This window comes from Ensifer canadensis, from assembly GCF_017488845.2.
Lineage (GTDB): Bacteria > Pseudomonadota > Alphaproteobacteria > Rhizobiales > Rhizobiaceae > Ensifer > Ensifer canadensis.
This window is the reverse complement of the sequence record NZ_CP083370.1, coordinates 880,900-898,306: the sequence shown is the minus strand read 5'-3', so window position 1 is coordinate 898,306 and position 17,407 is coordinate 880,900. Positions and strand designations below refer to the sequence as shown.

The following is a 17,407-nucleotide window of genomic DNA, read 5'->3' as shown; positions in this document are numbered from 1 at the left end:
ACGAGGGTTTCATCAAAACTACGTTTGGCCGGATCGGTCTTTCCTGGAACGCGGTGGCCTTGCCGATGGCGTTCAGTCGATCGAGGCGTCGGAAGAGCTTTCGCTGCCCTTCGCTTAAACAGATGGTCCCTCACGATGAGGATGTGTAGTATCGATTGTCGGAACGCGTTGTTCATGAATTGATAACAATGGCCCCTTGAAATCCGCGAACCAGACATCCACGCGCCGGGCCGAAACTGCAGTCGCGACGCACCTCTTGCCTTCCGGCTCAAGTCCGGGCAAAAGGCCGCAATGATCCAGATTTCCGGCCTTTCCGCCCGCATCGCGGGCCGTCTCCTCATCGAAAACGCATCCGTGACGCTTCCGGCGGGCACGAAGGCCGGGCTAGTCGGACGAAACGGTGCCGGCAAGTCGACGCTGTTCCGTATCATTACCGGTGAGTTCGCTTCGGAAGCCGGCACAATTTCGCTGCCCAAGAATGCGCGGATCGGCCAGGTCGCACAGGAAGCGCCCGGCACCGAGGAACCGCTGATCGAGATCGTGCTCAAGGCGGACAAGGAACGCACGGCGCTGGTCGCCGAGGCGGAGACCGCGACCGACCCGCACCGTATTGCAGAAATCCAGACCCGGCTCGCCGATATCGGCGCCCACTCGGCGGAGGCGCGTGCGGCGAGCATTCTCGCCGGCCTCGGCTTCGATCACGAAGCGCAGCTGCGCCCTGCCTCCTCCTTCTCCGGCGGTTGGCGGATGCGCGTGGCGCTCGCAGGCGTTCTCTTCTCCGAGCCGGACCTGCTGCTGCTCGACGAGCCGACCAACTATCTCGACCTCGAAGGTACGCTCTGGCTCGAAGATTACATTCGCCGCTATCCGCACACCGTCATCATCATCAGCCACGACCGCGATCTGTTGAACACGGCGGTCAACGCCATCGTGCATCTCGACCAGAAGAAGCTCGCCTACTATCGCGGGCCTTACGACCAGTTCGAGCGACAGAAGGCGGAAGCCGACGAGTTGCAGATGAAGGCGAAGGCCAAGAACGACGCGGCGCGAAAGCACCTCCAGAGCTTCATCGACCGCTTCAAGGCCAAGGCCACCAAGGCCCGCCAGGCGCAGAGCCGCGTCAAGGCACTGGAGCGCATGGGTACGATTGCGGCCGTGATCGAGGATCACGTTCAGGGCTTCTCCTTCCCAGAGCCGGAGAAAGAGGCCGCATCGCCGATTATCGCCGTCACCGGCGGAACCGTCGGATACGAGCCCGGCAACCCGATCCTCAAGCGCCTCAACCTGCGGATTGACACCGATGATCGCATCGCGCTGCTCGGCTCGAACGGCAACGGCAAGTCGACCTTCGCCAAGTTCATCTCCGGGCGGCTGGCGCCAGAATCCGGCGAGTTGAAGATCGCGCCGAACCTCAAGGTCGGCTTCTTCGCGCAGCACCAGCTGGATGATCTGATCCCGACCCAAAGCGCCGTCGAACATGTGCGTCGTCGCATGCCGGAAACACCGGAAGCCAAGGTGCGCGCCCGCGTGGCGCAGATGGGCCTGGCGACCGAGAAGATGGAAACGCCTGCCAAGGACCTCTCGGGCGGCGAGAAAGCACGCCTGCTGATGGGGCTGGCTGCCTTCGACGCGCCCAACCTGCTGATCCTCGACGAGCCGACCAACCATCTGGATATCGACAGCCGCAATGCGTTGATCACCGCGCTCAACGACTATTCCGGCGCCGTGATCCTGATCTCGCACGACCGCCACCTGATCGAGGCGACCGCCGACCGGCTGTGGCTCGTGCGGGACGGAACGGTGACGAGCTACGACGGCGACCTGGAAGACTATCGGAGCCTGATCGTCGGCGGCCCTAAGGCCAAGGAGGACAAACCCAAGGCAGCCGGAGCGGACGATTCCCTGTCAAAGGCGGACCAGCGCAAGGCCAACGCGGACAAGCGCGCATCGCTGGCACCTCTCAGAAAAAAGATCAACGAAATCGAATCGCTGACGGGAAAGCTGGAGAAAGTGATTCAAGCGCTCGACGCTGAACTCGCCGACCCAACGCTTTACGAAAAGTCGCCGGCGAAGGCCGCGCAGAAGGCCAAGGAACGCTCCGACGCAGTCGACAAACTTGCGCATGCCGAGGAACAATGGCTCGAGCTCTCGTCCGAGTACGAAGAGGCGATGGCCATCTGATCCGACACTTTCGAAATGGCTGTCCCGGCACGTCGCCGGTCAGCCGAGTTCGAAGGTGGTGATGCCGTAGATGCGGGCGAGCGGCAGATCGGGCACGACGCCTCGATACATCCGCGCCGTTTCGAAAACCGGTTTCATGTTGTAGCGCTCGCAGAGCGCACGCGCCGAGGCATTCGGCTCGGGAATGTCCAGGTGGATCTCCTCGCCCTTCACCGTCGCAGCCAGCTTTCGAAACACCAGGTCGGCTGCCGTCTCGCTTTCGGAAAAGAGCGGACCGATCCTGTAGCCCTGCCGGCAGGCGCGCAAGGTGCCGTAGCCGGCAATCGCACCGTCCCGGAGCAGCACGACGCTTCGTCGCGTACGGCCCGGTCTCAGCCATTCGGTGAGAAAAGTGTCGCGCCGGGCTGGCATGAAGCGACGGTCGTAGTCGATCAGCATCGGCATGTGGATCGGCGCAACCTCCACCAGGTCCGTACCCGGAGGCTCGACCGCGTCGACGATGCCGCCATAGCGGATATTGGCGTGGGCGAGAACGAAGCCAGACTGCCGGTAGTTCTCCTGCTCGGCAACGACACCGTCGAGACCGACAATGCGTTGTCCCGCCGCCGCCAAGGCGTGCTGCCACATCTGGCCGCCGATACCCTGCCGGCGGAAATCCGGTGCCGTTATGTAGAAGCCAAGGAAGGCATAGTTCTCGTCGTAGCGCACCAGCGATATGGCGGCTGCGAGCTTGTCCTCGCGCTCCGTCACCCAGTATCCTTCCGGATCCGCCGCCCAGAATGCCGCCGCATCGTCGAGCCCCGGGTTCCAGCCTTCGCGGGCCGCCCAATCGATGATGGCATCGAGTTCGTGGCGGCTGGCATGGCGGATTTCGTGGTGCATAATCTCTCCTCGTTCTGCCGGTCACCGCGCGTGTCGCGTTTGCTGCACATGTGGATTGGCATCATGGATTGTAGAAGCTACTGCATGCTCCTTAAATCCTATTCGATTTAAGGATAAAAACATGCAGCAATTCAAAGTGCTACAGCGACCTTTGCGCGTCTGATAAGACGCGCGGCGCTGTAGGGCACAGGAGGCCAGAAAGAATGCGTCCGTTGCCGTTTGTTTGGCGTTCAGCAAACCGGGCTCGCGTCTCTTCGGCAGTGCTTGCCCGCGCCGCGCAATCTGCTACAAGAACCGACAATAAATCATACTAATATGAGCGAAACACCATGCCTCCAATTCAAATCGCGCTTGTCGGCGTCGGCAAGATCGTTCGTGACCAGCACCTGCCGGCCATTGCCAAGAACGACGACTACCACCTGATTGCTGCGGCGAGCCGCCACGGCACGGTCGATGGCATCGATAATTTCAAGTCGATCGAAGCGATGCTGGAGGCCGTTCCCGCAATCGACGCGGTATCGCTCTGCATGCCACCGCAATACCGGTATGAGGCCGCGCGCACGGCCCTTGAGGCCGGCAAACATGTCTTCCTCGAAAAACCGCCAGGCGCCACATTGAGCGAAGTCGCGGATCTGGAGGCTCTGGCTGCATCTAAAGGGCTGTCACTGTTTGCAAGCTGGCATTCGCGCTATGCACCGGCAGTAGAGGCAGCGAAGTCGTTTCTCACCGCGACCGCAATCCACGATGTGAAGATCATCTGGAAGGAGGACGTGCGGCACTGGCATCCGAATCAGGAATGGATCTGGGCGGCCGGTGGCCTCGGTATCTTCGATCCGGGTATCAATGCGCTGTCGATCGTAACGCATATCCTGCCACGGCCGCTGTTCATAACCGCAGCCACGCTGGAATTCCCGGAGAACCGCGACGCCCCGATCGCCGCCACGATCGCCTTCACCGACGCGAACAAGCTGGCGGTTTCGGCAGAGTTCGACTGGCGCCAGACCGGTAAACAGAGTTGGGACATCGTCGCGCAGACCGCATCAGGCGAAATGGTGCTTTCGGAAGGTGGCGCAAAGCTCTCGGTCGACGGCAAGATTGTGCATGAGGAGCCGGAGCAGGAATATCCGATGCTCTACAAGCGCTTCGCCGAAATCATCAGGGCCAAGACGTCGGACGTCGATCTGGCGCCGCTGCGCCATGTCGCCGATGCCTTCATGCTCGGCCGACGCAAATTCGTCGAAGCCTTCCACGACTAGGCGTCCGGACAGGATCGAAAAACAAAACCCGCGGTTTGCCGCGGGCTTTGTCTTCTTGAAGCCGTTCTTGCGTCGCTCAGGCCTTCTTTTCCCAGCGTCCGTCACGGTTCTGTTGCCAATAGGTGAGGTTGTGGCCCTCACCCTTCAGCCGCTTCCAGTGACCGCGAGCGGCTTCGAGCTGTTCCTGGTCGTAGCCGTCGAACATGAAGACGATCCGCTCGTAAGTATCGACCGGTGGCGGGTTGGCACCGTCGACGACGAAGCGAACGGTTGCGGCATTGTGATTGCCCTCGTCCGCCACCAGGAGAACCGGCTGCTCGGCAGCGAGTTCCCCGGCATCTGTCCCGTGCGGCAGGAAACTTTCGTCCCTGTAAACCCAGAGATGCGTATCGAGCGCATCGCGCCTCTCGGCATCGACCGTCTGCACCACCACCCTCCAGCCGCGCTCGACGCTTTTATCGAGCAGCGGTGGAAGTGCGTCCTCGAGCTTCGATTCCGTCAGGTGATAGAAAAGGACCTCGATCACACCGATCTCTCCACGACCTTCACCGCGGCTCACGATGCCGCTCAGGACTCATAGCTCGCGCGGACCAGCTCATCGAGCAGGCGAACGCCGAAGCCGGAGCCCCAGGATTGATTGACTTCGTCGGTCGGCGAGCCCATGGCGGTTCCGGCGACATCGAGATGCGCCCAGGGCGTATCCTTGACGAAACGCTGCAGAAACTGCGCCGCCGTAATCGCGCCGCCATGACGTCCGCCGGTGTTTTTCATGTCGGCAAACTTGCTGTCGATCATCTTGTCGTATTCCTTGCCGAGCGGCATGCGCCAGAGGCGCTCCTGCGTGGCAATGCCGGCGGCCAACAGCTGGCCGGCCAGGCGGTCATCATTCGAAAACAGGCCGGCGTGATGGGTCGCGAGCGCAACCATGATGGCGCCTGTCAGCGTCGCAAGGTCGATCATGGCCTGCGGCTTGAAGCGGTCGTTGCAATACCAAAGTGCATCGCACAGAACGAGACGTCCCTCGGCATCGGTGTTGATGACCTCGATCGTCTGCCCTGACATCGAGGTGACGATGTCGCCTGGGCGTTGTGCGCTGCCATCCGGCATGTTTTCCACAAGCCCGATGATGCCGACGACGTTGACCTTGGCGTGACGGGCAGCGAGCACGTGCATCAAGCCGGTGACGGCGGCAGCACCACCCATGTCGCCCTTCATCTCTTCCATGCCGGCCGCGGGCTTGATCGAAATGCCGCCGCTGTCGAACACGACGCCCTTGCCGACGAAGGCGACCGGGCGATCCTTGGACTTGCCGCCCTTCCACTGCATCACGACCAGCCGCGGCGGACGCGTCGAGCCCTGGGCAACGCCGAGCAACGCACCCATTCCAAGCTTCTTCATTTCCTTTTCGGTGAGGATTTCCACCTCGACGCCGAGCTTTTCCAGCTCCTTCGCCTTGGCGGCGAACTCCAGCGGACCGAGGACGTTTGCCGGCTCGTTGACCAGGTCGCGGGCGAGAAATACGCCCTCGCCGACCGCCTGCGCCGTCGCAAAAGCCTTCTTCGCTGCAATCACCGCGCCGGTAACGATCGTCACCTTGACCGGCTTGCCTGCCGGCTTGGCATCGTCGTCCGCTTTCTTCGTCTTGTAACCGTCGAAGCTGTAGGCGTTCATTTCCATGCCGAGCGCAAAGTCGGCCGCCGCCTTGCCGGTGACATCGAGGTCGGGGACGTCGATGAAGATCGTGGCCTTGTCGGCTCCACGCAATTTTGCGGCTGCCGCGCCGCCTGCCTTCAGCCAATCGTGATCGGTCAATGCATCGGTGTCACCAAGACCAAGAACCACGATCCGGTCCGCGGGCGAGCCATGCGGGGCAATGATATCGAGGGTGGAGAATGCCTTGCCGCTGAACTTCTTGACCTTCGCCGCCTTGGCCAGCACGCCTTCCGGATCGGCGACATCGGCGCCCGCCGCCTGTCCTGCGGCGGCTTTCAGGAGGACCGCAACACCACCCGCCGGGCGATGGGACTTGGCGAAGGTGAACTCAAATTTCATAGACATTACAAAACTCCGGGCATTTTTCGGTCTTACACGACCCGCCCTGTTACCGGGGGGTGACAGTGACAAACATTCGCTGCGTCTACCACCGTCAAAGCTGTGGTCGGCACCCTTCTCGCTTTTCAACGGCTTGGCAAGATGCCCGCAGATGTTTACATGCGGTTAACCGAGGTTCTTCGTCTTAAATTATCCCAGTTGCTTTACGATTTGAGCAGCGCCGGACGTGAGACGGAAGCTCGGTTCCCGCTGATGGCGGCGGCAGCAACAGGCGTTTCGATGCGGCGGTGCGGCACAGAAACATGAGCATGGATTTGGACCGGAAACGGACATGAAGCTGATCGAACGCTACATTTTCCGGCGTGCCCTGACCATGTTCCTCGCTACGCTTTTGCCGTTGCTCGGCATCGTGTGGACGACGCAGGCCCTGACCAACGTCAACCTGGTTACCGATAGCGGGCAGTCCGTCTTCGCCTTCCTGAAGCTGGCAACGCTCATTCTGCCGTCGGTCGTGCCGATCATTCTGCCTTTCGCCCTGGTGATCGGCGTAACCCAGACGCTCACGACGATGAATACCGATTCGGAGCTGACGGTGCTGAACGCGGCCGGAAGCTCGCGCATGACCATCATCCGGCCGATCATCTATCTCGCCGCTGGCCTTAGCGTCCTGTCGTTCGTGGTCGACAATTTTGTCGAGCCCTATTCGCGCGTCGCTGTGCGCAAGATGCTAGCAACGGCCAACGCCGACCTGCTTTCCTCGGTCGTCCAGGAGAACGCCTTCCGCAAGATTACTGACGGCCTCTATGTCCAGGTTGGCGGCCGGCGCGGCGGTGGTGTGCTTGAGGGGATTTTCGTTGCCGATTCGCGCAACCCGGCTTTCGAGCTCGTCTATTATGCGCGCGAAGGTGCCGTGGACGAGAAAAGCTCGGCGCTGGTCATGAAGGACGGCGAAGTCCAACGCAAACTGCCGGACGGCGGCGTGTCGATCATCAAATTCGATTCCTACGCCTTCGATCTGGCCGACATGACGAAGGCGACCCGCGAAGCGACGATACGCGCCAAGGATCGCGACCTTCCCAATCTTTTCAATCCGGATCCCAATGATTCTGTCTACCAGGGCAACCCGCTTGCCTTCACCGCCGAACTGCACCGCCGCCTGACGGAATGGACGTTCCCGCTGGTGTTCGGCCTGATCGCGCTTGTCTTCTGCAGTGATGCACGCTCGCACCGCGAGGCGCGCGTCCATCCGATGGTCAGCGCACTCGGCTCTGCCCTCGTCATCCGATGGATGACGTTCTATGCGGGCAACAGCGCCGAGGATTCCGTCTGGTTCGTTCCGTTGATGTATATCGTGCCCCTTGCGACCGGAGCGCTCGCCATTCACCAACTCGCCAGCAACCGGCGTCTCGACATTCCGATGACCTGGCAGGAAAAGCTGTCCGAGCTGATGGTTCGCCTTCGCCTCGTGCGCCCCTCATCTGACGGGAGCAACGCATCATGATTTTCACCACACTCGGCCGCTACTTTCTGACCCGTTATGCTGTCACGACCTTCTGGTTTCTGGTCGGCATTTTTTCGCTGGTCTTCATCATCGACTTCAGCGAACAGGCGAGCCGCCTGTCCAACCTTCCGCATTATTCGGTCACCGGCGCGTTGCTGATCAGCGCGTTCCGGATCCCGACCATCCTGCAACAAACCGTGCCCTTCGTGGCACTCTTCTCGGCGATGGCGGCTCTGATCTCGCTCAACCGCCGCTACGAGCTCGTGGTTACCCGCGCCGCGGGCATTTCGGTGTGGCAGTTCCTGCGCCCGTTCGTGCTTGGCGCCTTCCTGTTCGGCGTACTCGCCGTGCTTGCGCTAAACCCGCTCGCAGCCTGGGGCACGAAGAAGGAAGAGACCCTGCTTGCTGCCCTCGGGTCATCGCGCACCTCGGATGCCGGCTCGATTCCCTGGCTGCGACAGATCTATGAAGGCACCGATACGATCATCGGCGCACGCTCGGTTCAGGATGGCGGCACCACACTTCTGAACGTCACCGTCATCCACTTTGATCCACAGGGTTCGATCATTCTGAGACAGGATGCCGCCTCCGCTAAACTCGAAGATGGTTACTGGCTTCTTAATGGCGTAACGGAAACAAGCAGCGGACAGCTGCCTCGCCGTCTGCAAACGGCACAACTCCGCACGAATCTGAAGCCAGAGTTTGTTCAGGAAAGGCTTGCAAAGGCTGATTCCATTCAGTTTTTCGACCTTCCGCGGAAGATCGAGGTGGCGCGCTCCTTCGGCTTTTCCACAAACGGCATGGAAACCCAATTCCACTCCCTGTTGTCACTGCCGCTGCTGCTTGTCGCCATGACGCTGATCGCTGCGTGCGTGTCGCTGAAATTTAGCCGGTTCAACCAATCGCGCTCGGTGATTCTCGGTGGAATCCTGTCGGGCTTCGTGCTTTATGTCGTCACCGTGCTTGTCAAAGCATTCGGGAGCAGCGGTATTGTACCTCCCTTCGTTGCAGCCTGGTTGCCAGTTGTTGTAGCGATGGCGCTGGGCTCGACGATTCTTTTAAATCAGGAGGATGGCTAGTGGCGGTAGGCAACCGCAAACGTACAAAGCTGATCAACGCTGCCCTGCTCGCAGGAGTGGCGCTGCAGACACTTGCCATGGGAATGAGTGCACCCGCGCTCGCGCAGCAGACGTCGGAGCGCCTTGATTCGCTGCGCCCGAACATGCCGGAAGATGCCAAGCTGCTTCTGTCCGCCAATGAGCTTGTCTATAACAAGGACGCCGAAAAGGTCATCTTGCGCGGCAACGTGCAGATCGATTACGGCGGCTACAAGATGGTGGCCCGACAGGTCGAATACGACCAGAAATCGGGCCGCATTCATGCCACCGGTGAAATCCAGTTGATCGAGCCGGGCGGCAATGTCGTCTATGCCGAAAAGATGGACGTCACCGATGACTTCGGCAACGGCTTCATTGATGCCTTGCGGATAGAGACGACCGATCTGACACGGCTTGCTGCGACCAGCGGCGAACGGCGGAACGGCGAAGAATTCATCCTCAACGAGGCCGTTTACACCGCGTGCACGCCCTGCACGACGAAGCCCGATCACCGTTCGCTGTGGCACATCAAGGCCCAGCGCGTCGTCCAGAATGGACGTACGCGGACGATACGGCTGGAAAACGCCCGTTTCGAGCTTTTTGGCAAGCCCATCGCCTATATTCCGGTGATGGAACTGCCTGATCATACGGTCAAGCGCAAGAGCGGCTTCCTGTTCCCGCAGTTTCAGTACACACAGAAGCTCGGCGCAGGCGTGGGCGTCCCCTACTATTGGGCGATCTCGCCCTATATGGACGCGACCGCCACCGTGACGGGCCTGAGCCGCCAAGGCTTCCTGCTCGAAGGCGAGTTTCGCCAGAGCTTCCACAACGGCCTTCACACCTTGCGCTTCGCCGGCATCAGCCAGCTCGACAAGAGCCGCTTCACGCCTGGTACGGTCGACGCGCTTGAAACGAACCGCGGCATGGTCGCTTCCAGGGGCGTATTCGAGATCAATCCGCGCTGGAGCTTCGGCTGGAACGTCCTCGTCCAATCCGACAACAACTTCGCCAAGACCTACGAACTGTCGACTTTCGACGGAACGACCTACGTCAACCAGGCGTATCTGACCGGGCTTGGCAAGCGGAACTTCTTCGACCTGCGCGCCTTCTATTTCGATATCCAGGACGCAGATCCGAACAGCATCGCTGAAAACCAGCAGCCTACCGCGCAGGTTCTGGATTATTCCTACAAGGCGCCAGAGCCGGTATTGGGAGGCGAACTTTCGGCGACGGTGAACCTCACCAACATCAAGCGAAACCGGCTTGACCTTGACGCCGTTCCAGACGTCAACAGGTACCTAGGTCTCGAGGGCACGTCGCACCGCCTCACGGCCGAACTCGAATGGAAGCGTACCTACATTGCTCCGGGCGGGTTCGTGCTGACGCCGTTGCTTGCCGCGCGCGGTGATGCGCTCGGCCTGAACATGACGGATCCGGGGCCTGGTTATGCCGGGGATTATGACAACAGCGACGCCGCGACGCGGCGGATGCTGACGGCGGGCCTCGAAGCGCGCTATCCGATCCTCTTCGTCGGCGACAACAGCAGCCACGTACTCGAGCCGATCGCCCAGATCTATGCCCGTCCCGACGAGCAGCATCCCGGTGGCCTGCCAAACGAAGATGCGCAGAGCTTTGTCTTCGACGCGACGAACCTGTTTGATCGCGACAAGTACTCCGGCTTCGACCGCATCGAAGGCGGCACGCGCGCCAACGTCGGTCTTCGCTATACCGGGACATTCGACAGCGGCTACGGCTTGCGCGGCATCGTCGGCCAATCCTACCAGCTTGGCGGTTTGAACTCGTTCGCAACGGAAGACTTGGTCCAGGCGGGAGCGAATTCGGGCCTCGAGAGCACACGGTCCGACTACGTCGCCATGTTCGGTGTCGATGCGCCGTCTGGCCTTATGGCCAGCCTTTCCGGCCGTCTCGATGAAGAGGACCTGGCGCTGCGTCGCGCCGATGCCACCGTGGGGTATCTTGGCCTTACCTGGCAGGCGGCAATGACCTATACGCGCATCGAGGCGCAGCCGCTTTACGGCTCGCTCGACAACCAGGACGAAATCCAGACCGCGGCGGCCTACAGGTTCCACGATTACTGGTCCGTCTTCGGCGCGATAACCTACGACATCAACAACGATGTCATCTCGCGCAATGGCTTCGGCATCACCTATGACGATCAAGACACGCTGTTCTCGCTCGTCTACAAGCAGGAACGCGATACCGACAACACGATTGCGAACGACTGGTCGATCGGCGCCCGCATCAGCTTCCGTACGCTTGGCGACGTCAATGTCGGCGACACGAAGTTCGAAGAGCTGGACTACTATTGATACGCTTCGATCCGAGGGGCATTCGCCACATGTTTGCCCCTCTGCCCGCTGTCGGGCCGGCCAAACGGTCTTGTCATCGTTTGGCCGCATGTATTATGCATTCCCTCCGACAAGATAGAACAACGGCGTGAGCCGGGCTGCGGATCGAAGCACCAGGCTTCGCCCGCGCGAAGGACAGGAAAAGATGATGGGCGGGAAAATGTCGATCTTGAGGACGCTTTCGGCACTGGCTTTGGCCGGCAGCCTGAGCATTGCCGTTTGCGCCAGCGCGCAAGCTGCAAGCCAGGTGACGGTAACGGTCAACAACACCGTGATCACCTCCGGCGACGTTGCCAAGCGCGTCGCCTTCCTTCGCCTGCAACGCCAGGCTGGTGGCGCAGAAGAAGCCAAGAAGCAGCTCGTCGACGAGGTGCTTAAGCGTGGCGAGATCGCGCGGATCGGCCAGTCGGTCAGTACGCAGGACGTGGACGCGGCCTATGCGCGCTTTGCAGCCGGCAACAAGCTCTCGCCGGAGCAGCTCGGCAAGATTCTCGATCAAGCCGGCGTTGGTTCCGACCATTTCAAGCAGTTCATCGCGGTGCAGATGAGCTGGCCTCGCGCCGTCAACTTCCGTTTCGGCAACTCAAGTCGCCTGCAAGGCGCTGATCTCGTCAAGCGCATGATGGAAGGCGGAGGCACCAAGCCGGTCACAACGGAATACTATCTCAAGCAGGTCATCTTCGTCATTCCGGAGAAGAAGCGCGGCGCCATCACCGGCAAGCGTCAGGCGGAAGCCAACGCAGCGCGTGGTCAGTTCCCGGGATGCGATACCGCCAAGGTTTTCGCGGCAAACTACCGTGACGTTTCTATCCGCGATCTCGGCCGCATGCTTGTCCAGCAGTTGCCGGACGAGTGGAAGCCGCTCGTCGAGAAGGCCGGCGACGGCAACACGACGGGAACACGCGTGACCGAAAAGGGCGTCGAATTCCTGGCGATCTGCAAGAAGCGCCAGGTCAATGACGACACCGCAGCCGAAATCGTCTTCCGCGCCGAGGACATCGGCAAGAAGAAGGCCGGCGGTGAAGACCCGAACAGCGAAAAGTACCTCGAAGAACTGCGCAAGAAGGCGCAGATCGTCAACAAGTAAGATCAGCGGGCAAAAATGCGTGACACGACCGGCGGGCCCCTTGCCCTGACCATGGGCGATCCTGCCGGGATCGGACTCGACCTTAGCCTGACCACCTGGCTTGGCCGCCGTGAACGCGCGACCCCGCCATTCCTTTTCATCGGTGACCCCACAGTTCTCGCGGCGCGGGCAGCATTGCTCGGGCATACGGTTGCGATCCGCGAGACCGATTGCCGGGATGCCGTCTCCATTTTTGCCGACGCCTTGCCCGTTCTGCCGGTGCGCTGCCCTTCTCCCGTCATTGCTGGCGAGGCCGATTCTGCCAACGCTCCGGCCGTAACGGGGTCGATTGACACAGCGGTACAGCTGGTCATGGATGGCGAGGCTTCAGCCGTCGTCACGAACCCGATCGCCAAGGCCGTGCTCTACGAAGCCGGCTTCCGCTTCCCCGGCCATACCGAATACCTTGCTGATCTCGCGGAGAAGGCCACCGGCGAGCCCCTGTTGCCGGTGATGATGTTGGCCGGCCCCAAGCTTCGTGCCGTGCCGGTGACCATCCACATCCCGCTGAAAGACGTGCCCGCCCAGCTCACGGCAGATCTGATCTATCGAACCTGCACCATTACCGCGGCGGATCTTCGCACGCGCTTCGGCCTCGACAGGCCGAAGCTGGCACTCGCCGGGCTCAATCCCCACGCCGGCGAAGGTGGAGCGCTGGGCGCCGAAGACGATGCCATTATCCGTCCGGTCGTCGAACGGCTGCGCGCCGAAGGCATCGATGCAACCGGGCCTCTGCCCGCCGATACGATGTTTCACGACCGCGCGCGTGCGACCTATGACGTGGCGATCTGCATGTATCACGACCAGGCGCTCATCCCCGCCAAGGCACTTGGTTTCGACGATAGCGTCAATGTCACGCTCGGCCTCCCCTTCATCCGCACGTCGCCCGATCATGGCACCGCCTTCAGCCTCGCCGGAAAGGGCATTGCCAGGGACGACAGCCTGCTCGCAGCCTTGAAGCTCGCGGCAGAACTTTCCAACAATACCGCAGGAGTTATCGTCTGATGGCCGCTCTCGACGGGCTCCCGCCGCTTCGGGATGTCATCCAACGCCATGGCCTCGACGCCAAGAAGGCGCTCGGGCAGAACTTCCTGCTCGATCTCAATCTCACACAGAAGATTGCCCGGACGGCCGGCCCGCTCGAGGACGTGACAGTCATCGAAGTCGGCCCAGGCCCGGGCGGCCTGACGCGAGCAATCCTAGCACTTGGCGCAAAGAAGGTAGTGGCGATCGAAAGGGACGCGCGCTGCCTGCCGGCGCTTGCCGAAATCTCCGGCCACTATCCGAACCGTCTCGATGTCATCGAGGGTGACGCGCTCAAGATTGACTTTGAGGAGATCACCGGTGGTGGCCCGGTCAAGATCATCGCCAACCTGCCCTATAATGTCGGCACGCAGCTTCTGGTCAATTGGCTGCTGCCAAAGACATGGCCGCCCTTCTGGCAGTCGCTGACACTGATGTTTCAGCGCGAGGTAGGCTTGAGGATCGTGGCCGACGCTGACGACGATCATTACGGGCGTCTGGGGGTTCTGTGTGGCTGGCGAACGAACGCCCGCATGGCCTTCGACGTGCCGCCGCAGGCCTTCACGCCCCCGCCCAAGGTGACATCCTCGGTCGTGCATCTGGAGCCGGTCGCCAATCCGATCCCCTGCGCGGTGTCGTCTTTGGAGAAAGTGACGCACGCCGCCTTCGGCCAGCGCCGCAAGATGCTCCGCCAGAGCCTGAAGCCGCTTGGTGGCGAAACGCTGCTGGCAAAAGCCGACATCAATCCACAGCGGCGCGCCGAAACGCTCTCCGTGGAAGAATTCTGTCGGCTGGCAAACTGCCTCTAGAGCATTTCCAGGAAAAGTGCGAAGCGGTTTTCCGTCAGGAAATGCATAAAAACAAGGAGATAGAGCGTTTCTGCGACTCCGCTTAAACCGGAAACGCTCTAGCGCATGTCGCCCGAAAGGGCGCTGCGGCTTTGCGGGAGCGGCAAACGTACTCGCGATAGCAATATCTACGGATGGCCGGCATTGCCGGCCATGCCTCCGGTCAGAACGGGTTTTCCGTCAGAAGTCCATTGACGAATTCGAACAGGCCCGGGCGGCGATCTCGGCGCAGGCGCTCGGCCTCGACGATGGCGCGTACCGCCGAGAAGGCGCGGTCGAGATCGTCGTTGAGAACGATATAGTCGTACTCGCGCCAGTGCTCGATTTCTGCACGTGAATTGGCCAGACGCGTGGCGATCACTTCCTCGCTGTCCTCGGCGCGACGATGCAGCCGCGATTGCAGCTCGGCCATCGACGGCGGCAGGATGAAGATCGAGACGACGTCGCCGGCCATCTTCTCCTGAAGCTGCTGTGCGCCCTGCCAGTCGATATCGAAAAGCATGTCGCGGCCTGCAGCCATCGCCGCTTCGACGGCGTCGCGCGGTGTGCCGTAGAAATTGCCGTGAACCTCAGCCCATTCCAGCAGCGAGTCGGTCGCCCGCAATCCTTCGAACTCGCGGATAGACTTGAAGTGATAGTGCCGTCCATCAATTTCGCTCGGACGGCGCTGACGCGTGGTCACGCTTACCGAAATGCTCATATCGGGATCGGCTTCCAGCAGATTGCGCGCGATCGTCGACTTTCCCGCACCCGAGGGTGAGGAAATGACCAGCATCAGCCCGCGGCGGGCGATCTTGATGGGCGAAGGGGTCGCCGGTTTCATGCGTTACTCCAGATTTTGAACCTGTTCGCGGAACTGATCGATCACCACTTTCAACTCGATGCCGGCGGCGGAGACCACTGCCGCATTCGATTTGGAACAGATCGTATTCGATTCGCGGTTAAATTCCTGTGCCAGGAAATCAAGCTTGCGGCCGACCGGCCCGCCTTTCGACAAGAGGTCGCGGGCAGCGACAATATGAGAGCCAAGCCTGTCCAGCTCCTCTCTCAAATCGGCCTTGGTCGCAAGCAGTGCCACTTCGGCATGCAGCCGGTCGCGATCGAGCGAAGAGCCGCTGCCCATCACCAGCGCCACCTGCTGCGCCAGCCTTTCGGCAATTGCCCCCGGGCTGCGCGAGGGATCATTCTCGACTGTTGCCGTCAGTGCTTCGATGCTGCCGACCTGCGCCAGCAGGATCTGACAGAGCGCCCCGCCCTCTTCGGCGCGCATGCTGCGCAGATCGCTGAGAGCAAGCTTGAGGCCCGTCATGATATCGTCGTCGAGGGACGCGCGTTGCGCTTCACTCTCCTCGGGCTCACGGAAGTCGACAATGCCTCGGATCGCCAGCAGCGTGTCGAACTTGAGCGGTGCGGGATCGACGAGGTCTCCGAGCTGTTCGCGCAAGGTCAGGACAGCCGTCAGCGCCGCCTGGTTCACCACCGCTTCGACAGCGCTCTCCGCTCCACTGACGGACAGGCTGATCTGCAGATTGCCTCTTGAGAAAAATTCTGCAGTGAGCCGGCGCACATCCGGCTCGAACCGCTCAAGTCCCTGCGGCAGGCGAAGCCTGACATCGAGGCCCTTGCCGTTGACGGAGCGCAATTCCCAGGCCCAGCGATGCCGGCCGCTGCTGCCTTCTCTCCGGGCAAAGCCGGTCATCGATTGGAGCGGCATCCTCACCTCCGTGGCATTTTCTGGAAAAGCAATAAGGCGACGGCGCGGTATCCCGCAAGGGATATCCGCGCCGTGACAAGTCCGTCCACAATGCAGGCCGTTGTTACTGAGGCTGTGCCGTCGTTGCCGCGTCCTGGGCGGCCTTTGCCGCTTCGGCTGCCTTTTCGGCTTCGACCTTGCGCCAGCGGCGAACATTGGCGTTGTGTTCATCCAATGTCACGGCAAAGACGTGGCCGCCCGTGCCGTCGGCCACGAAGTAGAGTTCCGGTGTGCGCGACGGATTGGCAACGGCTTCAAGTGCGGCGCGGCCCGGGTTGGCGATCGCCGTCGGCGGCAGGCCCTTGATGATATAGGTATTGTAGGGCGTATCCTTATCGAGGTCCGACTTCAGGATCGGCCGGTCCGCCGGTTTCCCGTCACCGCCGAAAATGCCGTAGATGATCGTCGGATCGGACTGAAGGCGCATGCCCTTGTCGAGCCGGTTGATGAAGACCGAGGCAACACGCGGGCGCTCGTCGGCGCGTCCGGTTTCCTTCTCCACGATCGACGCAAGCGTCACGAACTCCTCGACAGTCGAGACCGGGAGGTTCGGATCGCGCTTTTCCCAGATCTGGTCGACAAGCGCCTTCTGGGCAGCCGCCATCTGCTGGACGATTTCGACGCGCTTGGTGCCGCGCGTAAACTTGTAGGTGTCAGGCTTCAGCGAACCTTCGGCAGGCAGCTCCTGCGGCAGGTCGCCGACGAGGACTTCGTCATCGGACAAGCGATGGAACATCTGCTTGACGGTCAGACCTTCCGGCAGCGACACGGAATAGAGAATGGACTTGCCGGATTTCAGGAGCTGCATGATCTCCTGCATCGATGATCCAGCCTTGATCTCGTACTCGCCGGCCTTCAGTGTGTCGTTGTCCAGGTAAGCCTCCGAGACGAACCGGAAGACGCGGCCATCGGTGATGATGTTGCCACGCTCGAGGCCGCTGGCGATCTCGCTGATACCGGCGCCGCTTCTGACGATGAAGTTCTTGTTGGCTTCGAGCGGGCCTGCTTTTTCGTACTGATGCATCGCATAATAGACGGTCCCGGCCGCTGCGAGCGCGACGAAGACGATAACGGTCATGACGAAATTCAGGAAGATCACGACCTGGCTGCGCGCCTTGCGCGAACGCTTCGTAGGCGGCTGCGGCGCCTTCTCGGGGCGCAAGGCTTCGCTGGCCGATTTCGGAATGATCGGCCCGTTGTTCCCGGTGTCGCTGCGGCCGAATTGCGCCGCGCCGTTCTCGTTTGAGTCGCTCACGATTGTCCCGAACCCGAAATTCGCATCCTCATTCTAGCTGCCGCGGTGCGAATTTCGGCCTGGA

At 61.2% G+C, this 17,407-nt stretch carries 14 protein-coding genes; 8 read left to right on the top strand and 6 right to left on the bottom strand.

What is annotated here, in order from left to right; genetic code table 11:
* The first annotated feature begins 291 nt into the window (after window positions 1-291).
* The gene (locus J3R84_RS04360) at window positions 292-2,181 is read left to right on the top strand and encodes an ABC-F family ATP-binding cassette domain-containing protein (RefSeq protein WP_057211449.1); all 1,890 of its coding nucleotides are present in this window, start codon (window positions 292-294) and stop codon (window positions 2,179-2,181) included.
* Between the two features lie 39 nt (window positions 2,182-2,220).
* Here the strand turns inward: J3R84_RS04360 and J3R84_RS04355 are convergent, their stop codons facing one another.
* Complete coding sequence (locus J3R84_RS04355; protein ID WP_203527295.1) at window positions 2,221-3,063, bottom strand: GNAT family N-acetyltransferase; 843 nt, start codon at window positions 3,061-3,063, stop codon at window positions 2,221-2,223.
* A gap of 329 nt (window positions 3,064-3,392) precedes the next feature.
* Here J3R84_RS04355 and J3R84_RS04350 point away from each other — a divergent pair, with 329 nt between their 5' ends.
* Window positions 3,393-4,319, top strand: coding sequence for a Gfo/Idh/MocA family protein (locus J3R84_RS04350; RefSeq protein ID WP_025426466.1), 927 nt, complete (start codon window positions 3,393-3,395; stop codon window positions 4,317-4,319).
* 76 nt (window positions 4,320-4,395) lie between these two features.
* Here J3R84_RS04350 and J3R84_RS04345 read toward each other — a convergent pair whose 3' ends face one another.
* Both J3R84_RS04345 and J3R84_RS04340 read right to left on the bottom strand, forming a co-directional pair.
* Window positions 4,396-4,845, bottom strand: a complete 450-nt coding sequence (locus tag J3R84_RS04345; RefSeq protein WP_203527297.1) for a DNA polymerase III subunit chi — start codon at window positions 4,843-4,845, stop codon at window positions 4,396-4,398.
* Window positions 4,846-4,886: 41 nt separating this feature from the next.
* On the bottom strand, window positions 4,887-6,377 hold the full coding sequence (locus tag J3R84_RS04340) for a leucyl aminopeptidase (RefSeq protein ID WP_025426464.1): 1,491 nt from the start codon (window positions 6,375-6,377) through the stop codon (window positions 4,887-4,889).
* A gap of 325 nt (window positions 6,378-6,702) precedes the next feature.
* On the opposite strand from J3R84_RS04340, the gene lptF reads away from it, so the two are divergent.
* From lptF to rsmA, 6 genes are all read left to right on the top strand, one after another.
* Window positions 6,703-7,872: an LPS export ABC transporter permease LptF gene (gene lptF / locus J3R84_RS04335; RefSeq protein WP_025426463.1), complete on the top strand. Its 1,170-nt coding sequence runs from the start codon at window positions 6,703-6,705 to the stop codon at window positions 7,870-7,872.
* Window positions 7,869-8,951 (top strand): LPS export ABC transporter permease LptG, encoded by a 1,083-nt coding sequence (gene lptG / locus J3R84_RS04330; RefSeq protein ID WP_025426462.1) that lies wholly within the window; start codon window positions 7,869-7,871, stop codon window positions 8,949-8,951. Before lptF ends, lptG begins: the two co-directional genes overlap by 4 nt.
* Entirely contained in the window at window positions 8,951-11,299 is a 2,349-nt protein-coding gene (locus J3R84_RS04325; protein WP_025426461.1) for an LPS-assembly protein LptD, read from the top strand. Before lptG ends, J3R84_RS04325 begins: the two co-directional genes overlap by 1 nt.
* Before the next feature lie 184 nt (window positions 11,300-11,483).
* Window positions 11,484-12,425: a SurA N-terminal domain-containing protein gene (locus tag J3R84_RS04320; protein ID WP_025426460.1), complete on the top strand. Its 942-nt coding sequence runs from the start codon at window positions 11,484-11,486 to the stop codon at window positions 12,423-12,425.
* Between the two features lie 15 nt (window positions 12,426-12,440).
* Window positions 12,441-13,469 (top strand): 4-hydroxythreonine-4-phosphate dehydrogenase PdxA, encoded by a 1,029-nt coding sequence (pdxA, locus tag J3R84_RS04315; protein ID WP_025426459.1) that lies wholly within the window; start codon window positions 12,441-12,443, stop codon window positions 13,467-13,469.
* Window positions 13,469-14,296, top strand: coding sequence for a 16S rRNA (adenine(1518)-N(6)/adenine(1519)-N(6))-dimethyltransferase RsmA (rsmA, locus tag J3R84_RS04310; RefSeq protein ID WP_025426458.1), 828 nt, complete (start codon window positions 13,469-13,471; stop codon window positions 14,294-14,296). Before pdxA ends, rsmA begins: the two co-directional genes overlap by 1 nt.
* A 202-nt stretch (window positions 14,297-14,498) precedes the next feature.
* On the opposite strand, the gene gmk is transcribed toward rsmA, so the two are convergent.
* The 3 genes from gmk to mltG form a co-directional block, all read right to left on the bottom strand.
* On the bottom strand, window positions 14,499-15,158 hold the full coding sequence (gmk, locus tag J3R84_RS04305) for a guanylate kinase (RefSeq protein WP_203527299.1): 660 nt from the start codon (window positions 15,156-15,158) through the stop codon (window positions 14,499-14,501).
* A gap of 3 nt (window positions 15,159-15,161) precedes the next feature.
* Window positions 15,162-16,049, bottom strand: coding sequence for a YicC/YloC family endoribonuclease (locus J3R84_RS04300; RefSeq protein WP_025426456.1), 888 nt, complete (start codon window positions 16,047-16,049; stop codon window positions 15,162-15,164).
* Between the two features lie 103 nt (window positions 16,050-16,152).
* Window positions 16,153-17,343: an endolytic transglycosylase MltG gene (gene mltG / locus J3R84_RS04295; RefSeq protein WP_025426455.1), complete on the bottom strand. Its 1,191-nt coding sequence runs from the start codon at window positions 17,341-17,343 to the stop codon at window positions 16,153-16,155.
* Between the last annotated feature and the right edge of the window lie 64 nt (window positions 17,344-17,407).